The sequence below is a fragment of the Enterovirga sp. CN4-39 genome, from assembly GCF_049446235.1.
GTDB lineage: Bacteria > Pseudomonadota > Alphaproteobacteria > Rhizobiales > Beijerinckiaceae > Enterovirga.
In genome coordinates this window covers 62521-75888 of record NZ_JBMSEF010000009.1, presented here as the reverse complement: position 1 = coordinate 75888, position 13368 = coordinate 62521, and the positions used below count along the sequence as shown (strand labels likewise).

Below are 13368 nucleotides of genomic sequence, written 5' to 3'. Positions count from 1 at the left end.
GTCAGGCGACCGGTAGGGTGAAGGTGAAGCGGGCTCCCTCGCCTGGCCGGCTCGCGACCGTGAGGCGTCCGCCATGGGCTTCGATCGTTGATCGACAGATCGCGAGGCCCATGCCCATCCCCTGCTGCTTGGTGGTGTAGAAGGGCTGGAAAAGCCGCTCCATGTCCGCTTCGACGATGCCCGGTCCGGTATCCTCCACGACAACGGCCACCCGGTCCGCCCTCTCCGCGACCGCCCGAATGGTCATCCGCCTGGGGCCGTCCTGTCCAGCCATGGCTTGTGCTCCGTTGACCAAGAGGTTCACGAGCACCTGCTGCAGCTGAACGCGGTCCCCGATGACGTCGGGCAGGTTCTGATCGGCCCGCACCTGCAGGATCACCCGGGATTTCGCCAGTTCCCGCTCGACGAGGATCATGGCGTCCTGGATCAACTCCGAAAGCTGGAGCGGGTCGCGCCTGAGCGGACCCTTGGTCAGGAACGACCTGATCCGGCTCACGATGGCACTGGCCCGCTTGCCTTCCTCGATGGCGCGCGTGAGGGCGCTCGAAACCTCGCCGAGGTCGGGCACATCGCGCCGAAGCCACCGGCGGGCAGCCTCGCCATTCGTCACGATCGCGGCCAGCGGCTGATTGACCTCGTGAGCGATCGAGGCCGTCAGCTCGCCCAAGGTCGCCACGCGGGACGCATGGGCGAGCTCTGCCTGGGCGGCGAGCAGCGCGTTCTCGGCGTCCTTCCGCTCGGTCACGTCGATGACGAAGGCCAGGACCTCGCCGTCGGATCCTTCCTCGGGAGCCGGGAAAGTCAGCCCGAACATCACCGGGACGCGCCGCCCGTCGAGGGTCAGGATCGCCGTCTCGCCCTCGATGGAGCTATCACCCCGGGCGAATGCGAGAAGCGCCTCGTCGAACGTCTGGCCGGTCTCGCTGAGGAGATCATCAAAGTGTTGCGCAACTGCGGACGGGCTCTCCGCCGCGGCGAGCTCGAGGAAGGCCGGGTTCACGTCGACGATCCTGACCTCCGCCCTCATCCGGTCGACGAAGTCGGGATTCTGCTTGAGGTAGCTCGCGAGGTCTCCCGCCCCGTTGGCCGAGACGCTCTGGAGCGCCTCTCGAACGGCCGACCAGTCCTCCTGTAGAAGCCCGACGCGGCTTCCATCGAACATGCGCCGGTATCGCCGCTCGCTTTGAGCAAGCGCGAGGTGGGATGCCTCACGTTCCGTCACGTCCCGGTGAGTCTCGAGGACAGCATGCGGGCGTCCTTGGCGGTCCCGCTGCAGGACCCAGCGGCTCTCCACGACGATCGCCGCCCCGTCCTTCGTCTGCTGCCGAAGCATTCCCTCCCATTGGCCGGCCCGCAGGAGTTCGCCCTCCACCTCGGAACGCCCGGTCGGGTACTCCGTCCCAAGCAACCTGTCGGCATTCCGGCCGATCGCGGCGTCCTTCGTCCAGCCGTAGGACTTCTCGGCGCCGCCGTTCCAGAACTTGATCGTCCCCGCCCCATCACGGACGAAGATCATGTCGTGCGAGAGATCGAGCAGTTGAGCCTGCTCGATCAGCCGCTCCGTCGCGATCTGGTTCTGGAGAGCAAGAAACGTGACGACGCCAATCGCCGAGAAGCTGACGAAGAGGCGCAAGGTCGGCGAGCCGACATGCTCGAACCCGTGCATGCCGACATAGGCGAGCGCGGCGAGCGCGGCGCTCGCGCCCGACGCGATGAGGAGGTCGAGGCGCGAGACCATCGCGGCGATCAGGACGACGGCAACGTAGAAGACCGCTACGGCGCCCTCGAGCGGAGTCAGTACGTCGACGAGAAAAACCGATGCCGCCAGAACGGCGGCGAGCACCCTCAGTGCCAGGCGCGTCATGGACGCGGTCCAGGTGAGACCCGGTCGCCCCGGGTCGATCGCGGATGTCGCCACCGTGCTCCGTCCGTGGGAGTGATCGGGCCTACCAGTGCGCCAGACCTTAGCACCACCGGCTACATTCCGCATCGCATCCGCAAGCTCGCATTTCGCTCACGCACGACCCGACGGAATCCGGCCGGCCAGGGGAACCGTGACGGAGAAGGTGGATCCCCGCTCCTCGACCGAACGGACCGCGATGGGATGCCGGAGCATCTCTGCCGTCTGCCGGACGATGTGGAGCCCGAGTCCGAGGCCATCCTCGGCGCCCTCGCGCCCGCCGCGGTCGAAGGCATCGAAAATCGCGGCGACGCGATGGGGCGGGATACCCCGACCGGTGTCGTGGATCTCGATCACGACGTGCTCTCCGCGCGCCCTGCACCCGACGAGGACGCGGCCTCCGGTCCGGGTGAACTTGATGGCGTTCCCGACGAGGTTCCGCAGGATGGTGCGCAGCATCACGGGGTCCGTCTCCACATGCAGGGCACTCCGCCTCACCTTGAGATCAACCCGGGTCGCCTGCGCGTAGCGCCGCCAGTCGTTCTCGACCTGGTCGAGCACGTTTCGCAGCGGGAAGCTCGCCGGCCGCGGCTGCAGGCCCGATCCTGCCTGGGACGATCGTGCGAGATCATCGAGCTCACAGCCGAGCCGCTCCAGCGCATCGAGCGCCACGTTCAGGCGAGCCGCCACGCCCGGGGCGATCCCGTCCTTCGCGGCGCGGGCAATGGACATCACGGCGACCTGCAGCGGCTGCTTGAGGTCGTGCCCGGCGACGGCCATCAGGCGGGCCATCGCAGCACGGGCCGCCTCCGCCCGGACAACTGCGTCAGCTTCTCCGTGGTGCATCATCGTCAGCCCTCTTCCCCGCTCACCGAAGCGGCGGACGATGGGAGTTTGGGCCGACAGACCGTATCGGGTGAATCATACGCAGGTTTAGGCCATTGATCGGTTGGATGAGCCCCGACGGATCCGCCGCGATCATACAGGGGTATGAGACCAGGCGACCACCGTTTGATGGCAGTGGGCACCGCCCAATCGCAGATCTGCTCCCAGAAGGAGATCAGACATGCGCGAACGATCTTTCCTGTCGACCCTCGCCATCGGAACCACTGCCGCTGCCCTCCTGATCGGGACGGCTGCCGCCGAGGCGCGGCCAGTCCGCGAGAGACACCACGCCCCCGCTCCCGTCTGGCGCGAGCAGATCCCGCAGCGTTGGGACCGGGGGCGAGGCATGGATCTCTACTCCCGGGAGCCCGGGACGGAGGGCATCATCACGGCGACGACGCCCAATCAGTGGGGCGATTTCGGCGGGCCGAGCACCGGAGGAGGAAACGGCAGTCCCTAGCACCTGTCAGCGGAGGCGCCCCGAGTGGCGGGGCGCCTCGATGGCCAGTGTCGGCCCCGCTGCGAACCGCTCAGAGCGGCAGGATGCCGGGCGCCTGGGAGGGAAAGCGCGCGATGGTGGCAGGATCGATCTGCAGGTGCTGCGCCACGAGCGCGGGAGGCGTCCGGGCCAGCCATTGCGATAGGCTGATCTCCTGGTATTCCGGCGCCCTGAAGACTGCCAGAAACACGAGATCTTCCTTGCCCGTATTCTGGACGTAGTGGCCGTTGCTTTTCTTCACGAGGCCGATATCGCCAGGCCTGAAATCCATCGTTTGCGCCCGCGGACCCGCCCCGAACACGGTCATCCGGGCTTCCCCCTTGATGTAGTACTGCCACTCGTCCGCGTTCGGATGCCAGTGCATCTCCCGGACCGCGCCGGGCTTGATCGTCTCCAGCGCGGCCGCGATCGTCTTGGAAATGCGGAAGGTGCGGCTGTCTGCGAGCAGCAAGCGTCCTGAAGCGTTTTCCTTGACGGGCGGCGTATCCGCCAGCGCGAATGTGAAAGGATCCGGCGGGCTACCACCGGATGCCACGGAGGCCTGATCGGCTGCGAGCGGGCCGGGCTCCTTGCCCTGGAAGATCCAGAGATCATTCAGCGGGATGTTCTTGAAGGTGTCGGCCGGCAGGCCGAAATTGGCCGCCAATATTTCCGGCGGCGTGTGGGCGAGCCAGTCAGTCACGAGCAGCGTCCCGAACTCGGATTGCGTCCCGTCATCGAACACGATGACGAATTCGCATCCGTCAGGCCCAAGCCCCTGCAAGGAATGCGGCATTCCTGCGGGGAAATACCAGAGCCCGCCCTCCTGGACATCTTGGACAGAGGCGCGGCCGTCCGTGTCGAGGACGGTGATGCGGCAGGTGCCGTTCGTGACCAGCGCCCATTCCGAGGCGAGATGCCAATGCAATTCTCGGATACCGCCCGCGGACAGGCGCATGTTCACGGAGGATACCGCCGTCGAAAGCGGGAAGTCGCTCGCGGTGACCTCCCGCGCCCAGCCGCCGTTCTGAATGCGCTTGTGGGCCGTGTTGAACGAGGACCAGAAGAGAGGCATGTCGCCGACATCGGTCGCCGGCGGATTTCCTGCCGAAGGCAGTTGCGAGGCGATCCCGGGGTTGCCCGGCCCCGGATCGCTTACCGAGCCGGGATTGGCATTGATCGCCCCCTGCGGAGGCAGGTCAGGGTTGCCAAGACTGGCCGCATTGGCGTGAGAGGCCGCCATGATGCCTCCACCGAACGCGGCGGCTGCCAGCAATGTGCGACGTGAAACTGGGTCCGACATGGATCGCCTCCTAGCTCTTCGCCCCCTCGTGGTGATGCTCCGCTTTGATGCGGCCGCGGATCCGGCCCGGATGTCGGTGGCGGCTCCGGAGCTCAGCTTTGCCTAGCTCGGCACGGGTGCCTCACTTCGGATTGACGTGCACGGTCGCCGTCATCCCGGCAGAGACCTCGATGGTGCCCGGCCACTGCGCGACTGAGATGCGGACGGGCATGCGCTGTGCGAGCCGGACCCAGGTGAAGACCGGATTGACGGCGGGCAGCCCTGCGACACCTGGCGCGGCGTTCGGATCCGTGATGCCCCGGCCGAGGCTCTGCACCTCTCCCGCGATCGTGATGTTCGGATAGCCCATCAGGACCAGGGAGGCCGGATCGCCGACTCGGATGCGGCCGATCTGGGTCTCCTCGAAATAGCCGGTCACCCAGAAGCTATCGGTATCGACGAGGGTCAGGGCGGCCTGCCCGGCGGTCGCGAAGGTTCCGGCCTGGAGCAGGAGGTTCGTCACATAGCCGTTGACGGGAGAGCGCACCTCGGTCCGCTCGAGCGCCAGCTTCGCCTTGTTCAGGTCTGCGATGGCGCCCTGATACGCTCCTTGGGCGGCATCGGCATTGGCCTGGTAGGTCTCACGTTCCTCGGCCGAGACCGCGAGGTCGTTCAGCTTGTTGCGGCGCGCGGCCTGGGCAAGGCTGTTTCGCATCTGCGCCTGGGCCCGGACGAGGGCCGCCTGCGCCTGGTCGACGGCGATTCGGTAATCCCGATCGTCGAGGCGAAACAGGACGTCGCCCTTCCGTACTGCCTGATTGTCCACGACCAGCACGCCCGTCACACGCCCCGAGACCTCGGGGGCGACTTGGGCCGTGTAGGCACGCACCGTGCCGTCGCGCGTCCAGGGCGTATAGACGTAATAGGACCAGGCGAGCCATCCGAGCAGGCCGCACACGGCCAATGTGGCGGCGGTGCCGAAAATGCCGAAGATCGACGGGGTCGCTGGTGCGGGTTGCGACGGCGCCCGGACGACGTTCGGGTTGGCGATCACCTCGAGCTTCTGGACCTGGGGCATTTCAGAACCTCCCGAGAAGGAGAACAAGGCCAGACAGGAGCCCGACGAGCAGGGACAGCTCCGATGACGGCGCACGCGTCCAGGCGGCGGCCGCAGGAATGCGTCGGAGGGCCATCAAGCTCGCGAAGGTCAGCAGGAGCGCGATCGGGACGCACAAGGCGAAGGGAGCGACCAGGACTCCCAGGATGTCGATCTCTCGTAGCGGCAGCATCAGGGCAGCCTCCAGACCAGTTCGGGGCGGATGAACCTGAAACCGGCGACCACGAGCGCGACGCCGAGGAAGATGGCCAAGGCTTCGTTGAGCGAGGCCGCGAGGTCGTACTGCATGGGGTTGAGCGGCTCGACCGCGAGCAGGAAGGAGATGTTGAACCCCGTCGTCGGCAGCAGCGAACGGCGATCGGTCATGCCGACGCCGCCCAGGAAGAGGAACGGGAACAGCGCTCCGGCGAGAACCCCGAAGGCGGGCGTGGTGGTTAGGACAGCGTATTTGAGGATCAGCCCCAAGGCCTGGCCCAGGCCGACGCCCCACAACGCTCCCCAAGCCGCCCGGTCCACGTTGGGCACGGTCGTGAAGTTCACCACGAGTGCCCCGACCAGGACGATGAAGATCGGCCCCGAGCTCCAGGCCGTGACGACCCAGATGATCCAGCCGATCGCGAAGGTGACGAAAACCCGCTCCGCGTTGGCCCTGATCGTCGCTGGCGACGGTTGCGGGAAGACCACCGGCGCAGCGTTATCGGCAGCGCCCTGGAACACCTCGCTGAGGGCGCTCGCCGCGTAGGCGCAAACAATCCCGAGGGCGATCGAGGAGGTGCGCTCCAGCGCCAGGGCGAATGCCGACAGGGGTGCGCCGGAGCTTTCGAGCGCAATCAGGCAGGCCGTCAGCCCGGCAAGGGCAGCACCATAGGCCGCGAGCGCCGGAAGGCGGCCGCCCACAAGGGCAGCCAGCGACATCCAGACCGCAAGAAAGAGCCCCATTCCCAGCGAGTTCTGGGAGAAGAGCGCCACTCCCACGAGACCTGCGGCGAGGCCCAGCAGAGTGCCCACCATTCGCCACAGGCCCTTCAGGGCGATCTGTCCCCTCGTCGGCAGGGCGAGGGCCATGACGGTCCAGGCGGCCCAGCGCGGGTTATCAAGCTGCAGCCACATCGCCAGCCAGAGGGCTACCAGCGCGGCCGCAGCGGTTCGCAGGCCGAACAGAAGCGGAGCGAGGTCGCGCGCCTGAAAGCGAACCGGAGTTCCGCCTGCCGGCATCTCGGCGCCAGTGCGCTTCGACATCGTCCTGCTCCCCGCCGGCCGGCCCGCCTTCCGAAGCAAGCCCGAGGCTGCTTCCAAGGCGATTGGCCGTCTCAGGATCTTGTACGGCTTCGCCCTGAGGTGATGCGATCAGCCAAAGGGCAGGCCTGATCATGCAATCGTTGTCCGACCCCAGACCTCCGTATGGTCCGGGCCGGAACCCGGCATCCGACAGCCACCAGGGCGCTTCGAAACCTGGAGGGCGCAGGCGAACGCTCCGAGCCGGCACATCTTCCAGGCTGATCGACCGCACGCGCATCCCACCTCGGGATCGGGGACGGCTTGTCACGGTGGATGGCAAAATGACCTATCGACCCGCACTCCTCTCGATCGGCACGGCCGTGCCGCCGAACAACCTCGACCAGAGACAGGCCGCGGAGATCGCTTACGCGGTGTTCGGCGACAAACTCGGCGGCTTCCGACAACTGGCCCGCGTCTTCGCCAATGCGGGCGTGAAGCATCGCCGTGCGGTGATGCCGATCAACTGGTACCTCTCACCTCACGGGTGGCTCGACCGCACGGCGGCGTATCTTCAGGGCGCGAGCGACCTCTTCGTCGACGCTGCCCGAGAGGCGCTCGACAAGGCCGGCATTCCCCCCGCCGAGGTGGATGCCGTCGTGACGGTCTCATCGACCGGTATCGCGGCCCCCAGCCTCGAAGCGCGGCTCGCGGATCGGCTCGGCTTGCGTCCCGACGTGCTGAGAGTGCCGGTGTTCGGCGTGGGCTGCGCCGGCGGGGTCATCGGACTCGATCTCGCCGCTCGGCTCGCCGGCGCCGAGCCTGGCTCGACCGTGCTCTTCGTGGCGGTGGAAACCTGCACGCTGGCTTTCAGGCTCGACAGGAATGAGAAGGCGGACGTGATCTCGACGGCCCTGTTCGGCGATGGCGCGGCAGCCTGCGTGATAAGGGCGAGTGACGATCGCGGGCTCGCGGCGATCGGAAGGGGGGCCGAGCATACCTGGCCGGATACACTCGACATCATGGGGTGGAGCGTGGACGCCGAGGGGCTCGGAGTGGTCCTCGCAAGGGAGATTCCCCCCTTCGTGGCAACGCAGCTCGCACCCGCCGTCGCCGGCATGCTGGAAAGGTTGCACATTCAGCCCGAACAGGTCGGCCGCTACATCTGCCATCCAGGCGGAGGCAAGGTCATTCCGGCGCTCGAGCAGGCATTGCACCTGAACCAGGGCTCGCTCGACCACGAGCGGATGGTCCTCAGCGAGCACGGCAACATGTCGGCTCCCACCATCCTGTTCGTCCTCCAGCGCGCGATCGCGGAAGGGCTGCCCCAGCTCTCGCTTCTCCTGGCGATGGGGCCGGGCTTCACGGCCGCCTCGATCCCGATCGAGCGCTGCGCATGACGCTCTCGATCGCTCTCCTCGCTTTCGTGACGCTCCAGCGGCTCGGGGAACTCGTGCTCGCCCGGCGGAATACGCGACGCCTGCTCGCCGAGGGCGCCTACGAAACCGGCCAAGAGCACTATCCGGCAATCATCCTCCTGCATGCCTGCTGGCTGATTGGCCTGTGGTGCCTCGCCTGGGACAGGGAGGTCTCCCTACCGTGGCTCGCGATCTACGCGGCACTCCAGCTCCTGCGTGGCTGGACCCTCTGGAGCCTGGGCCGGCGCTGGACGACCCGCATCATCATCCTGCCCGGTGGATCCCGGGTGACGGCCGGCCCGTACCGGCTCATCCGTCATCCGAACTACGTCATCGTGGCCGCAGAGATCGCGGTGCTGCCACTCACCTTCCACCTTCCCGTCTATGCGCTCGTCTTCTCGATCCTGAACGCCATTATTCTTCGGATCCGGATAGGCGCAGAGAATGCGGCGCTGGCCGCAGCCGGCCCGACGCCCTAGCCGGCTCCGAACGGGGCTTCGACGCGAAGGGAACCAGGATCACGGCCGCGACTGCGACGGCGCCGATGAGGAGCCACGCTTCGCCGATGGCCTGTGTCAGCGCCGCGCGCTGGATCAAGGGCGCAACGAGCGCCTGCGTGGCCGCATCCACCCCGGTGTGCAGCTTGCTGGCCAACAGCTCGGGCGAGATGCCGATCGTCGTGGCCGCCAAGGGATCGCCGGCCCGCAGGCGCGAGCTCAGCGCCGCGGCGTAGCCAGGGGAAAGCCCGTAGACGACCGTATCGATGAGCGCGAGCCCGATCGCGCCTCCGAGGTTGCGCATCAAGTTGAACAGGCTGCTCGCATCCCCAACCTTGTCGGGCGGCAGGTCCCCGAGCGCGATGCGGGTCGGCGGAAGCAGGCAGAACATGATCGCGGCGCCACGCACGACCTGGGGCCAGAACATGCCGGCCGCGTCCGTACTCACGGTCTGGCCAACGCTGAGGAGCGATCCTGCGGCGAATGCCGCGAAACCGAAGGCGGTGAGCCAGCGCGCGTCGAGCCGCCGCTCGGCAGCCACCGCGATCGGCGCGACAAGCAGCTGTGCGAGACCGGTCGTCAGCATGATCGAGCCCGTCTCGAGCGCATCGTGACCGCGCACGTAGCCCAGGAAGACGGGCATCAGGTACACGGCGCCGAACAGCCCGAATCCGCAGGCGAAGCTCAGCGCGCAGCCGAACACGAAGCGCCGCTCCCGCAAGAGCCCGAGATCGACGACCGGAACGGCGGCCTTCCGGCTCCTGCGGACGAAGATGGCGGAGGCAAGGGCCGCAACAAGCAGAAGACCGAGTACGGGAACCGATAGCCAGCCCCGGCCGGGAGCTTCCTTGAGGCCGACCTCCAGCGCGGCAAGTCCCGCGCCGAGACCGAGCAGCGACCCGGGATCCACGGATGCGAGTTCGCCGAGCTCGGTAGAGCCGGCCGGGAGAAAGGCGGCGGCGGAGACCGCTGCGAGGATACCCGGCGCGACGTTCACCAGGAAAAGCCAGTGCCAGGAATAGGTCGCCGTGATCCAGCCGCCGGCGATCGGCCCGACGGTCGGCGCGAGCACCGCAAGCACCCCGGCGAGCGTCGTTGCCAAGCCCTGCCGCCGGAACGGGAAGAGCAGAAACACGGCCGAAAACACGGCCGGGATCAGCGTCCCGCCGGCGAAGCCCTGGATCACCCGCCATGCGACCAGATCCGTAAAGCCTTCACTCGTCGCGCATCCCAGCGACGCAGCCGCGAAAGCCGTGACCGCTCCCACGTAGAGCCAGCGCATGGAAAGCGCGCGGGTCAGCAATCCAGTCGTCGCGATCGCGACGATCTCGGAGACCAGATAGGCCGTCTGCAGCCAGCTGATCCTGTCCGGCTCCACGGCAAGGGCATTTCCGATGGTCGGGAGCGATGTCGCGACGATCTGGACGTCGAGGATCGCCATGAACATGCCGATGCACATTGCCGCGAAACCGAGCCAAGTCGCGACCGCAACGGCTTCCGGCGCCGCCTCCTTGCCCTGGCGATCCATTGCCCGGCTCCTTCCGAGAACCGGCCAGATCTATTCACGCGCCAGGGGCACTCCGGCTGTCAGAAATCCCGGCCGGAAGCGGCGCCATGGATCGGGGCTGGGAAACGCCCGAGCCAGCAGGCTCCGGTATCGAGCTTCGCGACTTCTAGCAGGCTGACGCAGGCCGGCTCACCCCTCACCTTTTCAGCACGGTATCACCCCGATCGAAAGGTCCCGCCGATGTCCGAACGCTCGATGATCTTGTCCTTCGTGCAGGCTCTCAGCCGCAGCGAGGGGCCCCTTCTCGCGTCATTCCGCAATGCGCCCGATTTCCAGCGGCTGCTGCTCGGGGAGCCGGAGAACCTCGTGCCACGGATGGCAGAGGCCGGACCGTCCGGTCGTGCGCGGGCCAAGCACCGTGCGGCCTCCGCATCCTCGAAGCCGAGCCTCGACTAAACGCCAGCCGCCATGCTCATAGCAGAGGGAGAGCACCATGATCCTCGTTCCCTTGATGCTCGCTGCGGCGACGCATTTCACGCCTGTGTCGTCCTCGTCGGTGCCGCAGCTCGACATCCGGCCGAGCTGTCATTCCGCGTCGGTCCTGATCCCGGAGATCCAGAGCACGGAAGCCTGCCTGCGCGACGAAAACGAGGCTAAGGGCGAACTCGCCCAGAACTGGTCGAAATACTCGGCGGGAGCGAAAAGCCGCTGTTCGGCAGAGGTGATGGTGGGCGGGGACCCGAGCTATGTCGAGCTCCTGGTCTGCCTGGACCTCGACCAGAACCTCCTGCCCGAGCGCGCGACCGGAGATCCAGCGCAGATGATCGCGCCGGCTCTGGAAAGCCCGACCTCCACCGGCATCACACGTTGATCAGGCGAAGGTTCATCGCCTTTGCAACGGCCTGCGTGCGGTTCATGACGTCGAGCCGCCGCATCGCCTGGTCGCAGTGGAAGTTCACCGTCCGCTCGCGCAGACCGAGGATGATGCCGATCTCCGACGAGGTCTTGCCGCGTCCGACCCAGGTCAGGACCTCCTTTTCCCGCGGCGTGAGACGGATGGACGGATCGGGCGTGTGCCGTCCGTGCAGCCGGCTCTCGACGATGACCCCCAGCATCTCGAAATCGACAGGCTTGGTCAGGTAGTCGTCCGCACCGAGCTTGCGGCCGGCGAGTTCGTTGTCGCGATCGGCGAGAGCGGTCAGGAAGACGAACGGCACGTCGCCGACCGGCGGCCCAGCCGCCGCAACCTTCTCCAGCAGCTCGAAGCCGGTCATCCGCGGCATCCGGATGTCGGAAATCACGAGGTCGGGCTTCAGCCTCATCACGGCGGCGTAGCCCTCCTCCCCGTCATTCGCTACCTCGACGTCGTGTCCGAGTTCGGCCAGCGCTTCTGACAAGAGACCCGCTGTCTCCTGGTCGTCCTCGACGCATAGGATCGTGGCCACGGCTCTGCTCCTGTGAGTTATCCCTGAATGCATTCGGCAGGGTGATGCTGACGCTTGTTCCGCTGCCTTCCTGGCTTCGGATGTCCAGCTTTCCCCCATGCTGACGAACGATTTCGTCCACGAGATGAAGGCCCATCCCCGTGCCGGAAAGCGTTCCGACATTGCTGGCACGGAAATAGCGCTCGCGCACGTGCCCCAGTTCTTCGAGTGGTATCCCAAGCCCTTGATCTTCCACGGTGACGTGGAGCGCGCTGCCGCTCGCGCTCGCCGAAAGCCGCACCTGTGCGCCCTCCGGTGAATATTTGAACGCGTTCGACAGGAGGTTGCTGACCGCCTGGTTCAGCAATTCCGGATCGCCGACCGCCTCGCCGGGCAGGTCCGCGATATCTTCCTCCACGCTGCCGATCCCAATATCCCGGTAATACGCCGCCAGGCCCGAGAGCATGGCGCTTGGATTGAAGGGCACCGCGCGTGCTCGCATCTCGCCGCGCGCGACCTCCATCGCGTTCACGAGGCTGCCGACGAGACTCGTCATCCGGAACACCGCAGCGCGGATCTTCCCGGCACGGTCCGCGATCTCCGAAGGATCCGCCCGCTCTTTCCGGGCGATCAACCGCTGGGCATTGCCGTCGATTGCATTCAGCGGCGTGCGGAACTCGTGCGAAATCGTGGTGATGAAGTTTCGTTGGTCCTTGGCGATGGCTCGCGCCTCGGCAAGCGAGCGGGACAGGGCCTCGGCCTGGTCGGCCAGGAGCTTCCGCGATTCCAGGAGTTCGATCGTATTGCATCGAAAGACCGCCAGCGATCGCGCCATGTCGCCGATCTCGTCGCGCCGGCGGACGAAGGGAACGGCGAAGTTGGTCTCCTGGCCGGCGAGACGCAGCATGAGCTGTTTCAGCCGAAACAGCGGGCGCGACACCGCCAGCCACAAATAGGCCGCCAGGACGACAAACAGGATGAGGATGCCAAAGCTCAGCGTGGAGAGCCAGCGCTCGGTTTCCTTGAAGGCGGCCGCCACCCGGTCACGCGCCGCCTTGGCCCGCTCCTCCGTGGAGACGCTGAGCTGGAACATCGCGTCGCGAGCCTTGTCGAAACTCCGCGCCGCCTCCCCGGTGAAGATGCTGACAGCCTCATCCCGCGCGCCCACCTTCAGGGCGGCAGTGACCCTGGACCAGTCGGCAAGATGCCGGCTCCACAGCCTCAGGAAGGATTCGAGCGCCGCAAGCTCATTCGCATCGTGATGTACACCACGGTACCGGTCGACGCCGGCCCGGACCGCGTCGAGGGCGGCATCGATCGCCGGCGAGCCCGAGGCATCGCCGGTTGTCTGAACATGGCTAAGCAGCATCTCCGCCTCGGCGGAGCGCAGGTCGGAGATGCGGTGGTTCAGGTCGCCCAGATACCGCACCGAATCCAGCCACTGGTTTCGCGCCTGGTCCGACATCAAGCTGACATGCCCGATGCGTCCGAGCATCTCGTACCGCACCGCGCCGAGGGCGCAGAAGAAGGCGAGCACGATCAGCCCGACCTTGATGAGGAGGGGGCCGGGCAGCCGGACAAGATCTCTGTTGAACCTCATCCTGTCATTTCACCCGCAAGCCGGTCGCGGTACCTGGTAGCGTGA

Annotated in this window: 14 protein-coding genes; 5 read left to right on the top strand and 9 right to left on the bottom strand. The window is 66.8% G+C overall.

The genetic code is table 11. The features are described 5' to 3' along the window. Window position 1: 1 nt before the first annotated feature. Both ACO2SS_RS15810 and ACO2SS_RS15805 read right to left on the bottom strand, forming a co-directional pair. Window positions 2-1864 carry a PAS domain-containing sensor histidine kinase gene (locus ACO2SS_RS15810; protein WP_423278651.1) on the bottom strand — a complete coding sequence of 621 codons (1863 nt, stop codon included), beginning with the start codon at window positions 1862-1864 and terminating at the stop codon, window positions 2-4. A 150-nt stretch (window positions 1865-2014) separates the two neighbouring features. After that, on the bottom strand, window positions 2015-2749 hold the full coding sequence (locus ACO2SS_RS15805; protein WP_423278650.1) for a sensor histidine kinase: 735 nt from the start codon (window positions 2747-2749) through the stop codon (window positions 2015-2017). Between the two features lie 217 nt (window positions 2750-2966). Between ACO2SS_RS15805 and ACO2SS_RS15800 the strand changes: the two genes are divergently transcribed. Beyond that, window positions 2967-3245: a hypothetical protein gene (locus ACO2SS_RS15800; protein ID WP_423278649.1), complete on the top strand. Its 279-nt coding sequence runs from the start codon at window positions 2967-2969 to the stop codon at window positions 3243-3245. Between the two features lie 70 nt (window positions 3246-3315). On the opposite strand, the gene ACO2SS_RS15795 is transcribed toward ACO2SS_RS15800, so the two are convergent. The 4 genes from ACO2SS_RS15795 to ACO2SS_RS15780 all read right to left on the bottom strand — a co-directional run bounded on the left by ACO2SS_RS15795 (window position 3316) and on the right by ACO2SS_RS15780 (window position 6901). Beyond that, a complete protein-coding gene (locus ACO2SS_RS15795; protein WP_423278648.1) occupies window positions 3316-4566 on the bottom strand; it encodes a cupin domain-containing protein in 1251 nt (416 codons plus the stop codon). Between the two features lie 121 nt (window positions 4567-4687). Continuing rightward, window positions 4688-5623: an HlyD family secretion protein gene (locus tag ACO2SS_RS15790; RefSeq protein WP_423278647.1), complete on the bottom strand. Its 936-nt coding sequence runs from the start codon at window positions 5621-5623 to the stop codon at window positions 4688-4690. A 1-nt stretch (window position 5624) separates the two neighbouring features. Then, window positions 5625-5834: a hypothetical protein gene (locus tag ACO2SS_RS15785; protein WP_423278646.1), complete on the bottom strand. Its 210-nt coding sequence runs from the start codon at window positions 5832-5834 to the stop codon at window positions 5625-5627. Further along, window positions 5834-6901, bottom strand: a complete 1068-nt coding sequence (locus ACO2SS_RS15780) for an FUSC family protein (RefSeq protein ID WP_423278645.1) — start codon at window positions 6899-6901, stop codon at window positions 5834-5836. The genes ACO2SS_RS15785 and ACO2SS_RS15780 overlap by 1 nt, the downstream gene beginning before the upstream one ends. Window positions 6902-7221: 320 nt before the next feature. Between ACO2SS_RS15780 and ACO2SS_RS15775 the strand changes: the two genes are divergently transcribed. Further along, the gene (locus tag ACO2SS_RS15775) at window positions 7222-8277 is read left to right on the top strand and encodes a type III polyketide synthase (RefSeq protein ID WP_423278644.1); all 1056 of its coding nucleotides are present in this window, start codon (window positions 7222-7224) and stop codon (window positions 8275-8277) included. Next, complete coding sequence (locus ACO2SS_RS15770; RefSeq protein WP_423278643.1) at window positions 8274-8774, top strand: isoprenylcysteine carboxyl methyltransferase family protein; 501 nt, start codon at window positions 8274-8276, stop codon at window positions 8772-8774. Before ACO2SS_RS15775 ends, ACO2SS_RS15770 begins: the two co-directional genes overlap by 4 nt. Here ACO2SS_RS15770 and ACO2SS_RS15765 read toward each other — a convergent pair. Beyond that, a complete protein-coding gene (locus tag ACO2SS_RS15765) occupies window positions 8710-10320 on the bottom strand; it encodes a DHA2 family efflux MFS transporter permease subunit (protein ID WP_423278642.1) in 1611 nt (536 codons plus the stop codon). The genes ACO2SS_RS15770 and ACO2SS_RS15765 overlap by 65 nt on opposite strands. A 219-nt stretch (window positions 10321-10539) precedes the next feature. On the opposite strand from ACO2SS_RS15765, the gene ACO2SS_RS15760 reads away from it, so the two are divergent. Next, entirely contained in the window at window positions 10540-10755 is a 216-nt protein-coding gene (locus ACO2SS_RS15760; RefSeq protein WP_423278641.1) for a hypothetical protein, read from the top strand. Between the two features lie 37 nt (window positions 10756-10792). Further along, the gene (locus ACO2SS_RS15755; protein WP_423278640.1) at window positions 10793-11170 is read left to right on the top strand and encodes a hypothetical protein; all 378 of its coding nucleotides are present in this window, start codon (window positions 10793-10795) and stop codon (window positions 11168-11170) included. On the opposite strand, the gene ACO2SS_RS15750 is transcribed toward ACO2SS_RS15755, so the two are convergent. After that, complete coding sequence (locus ACO2SS_RS15750; RefSeq protein ID WP_423278639.1) at window positions 11160-11696, bottom strand: response regulator; 537 nt, start codon at window positions 11694-11696, stop codon at window positions 11160-11162. The genes ACO2SS_RS15755 and ACO2SS_RS15750 overlap by 11 nt on opposite strands. Beyond that, the gene (locus ACO2SS_RS15745; RefSeq protein WP_423278638.1) at window positions 11647-13323 is read right to left on the bottom strand and encodes an ATP-binding protein; all 1677 of its coding nucleotides are present in this window, start codon (window positions 13321-13323) and stop codon (window positions 11647-11649) included. The genes ACO2SS_RS15750 and ACO2SS_RS15745 overlap by 50 nt, the downstream gene beginning before the upstream one ends. Window positions 13324-13368: the final 45 nt, after the last annotated feature.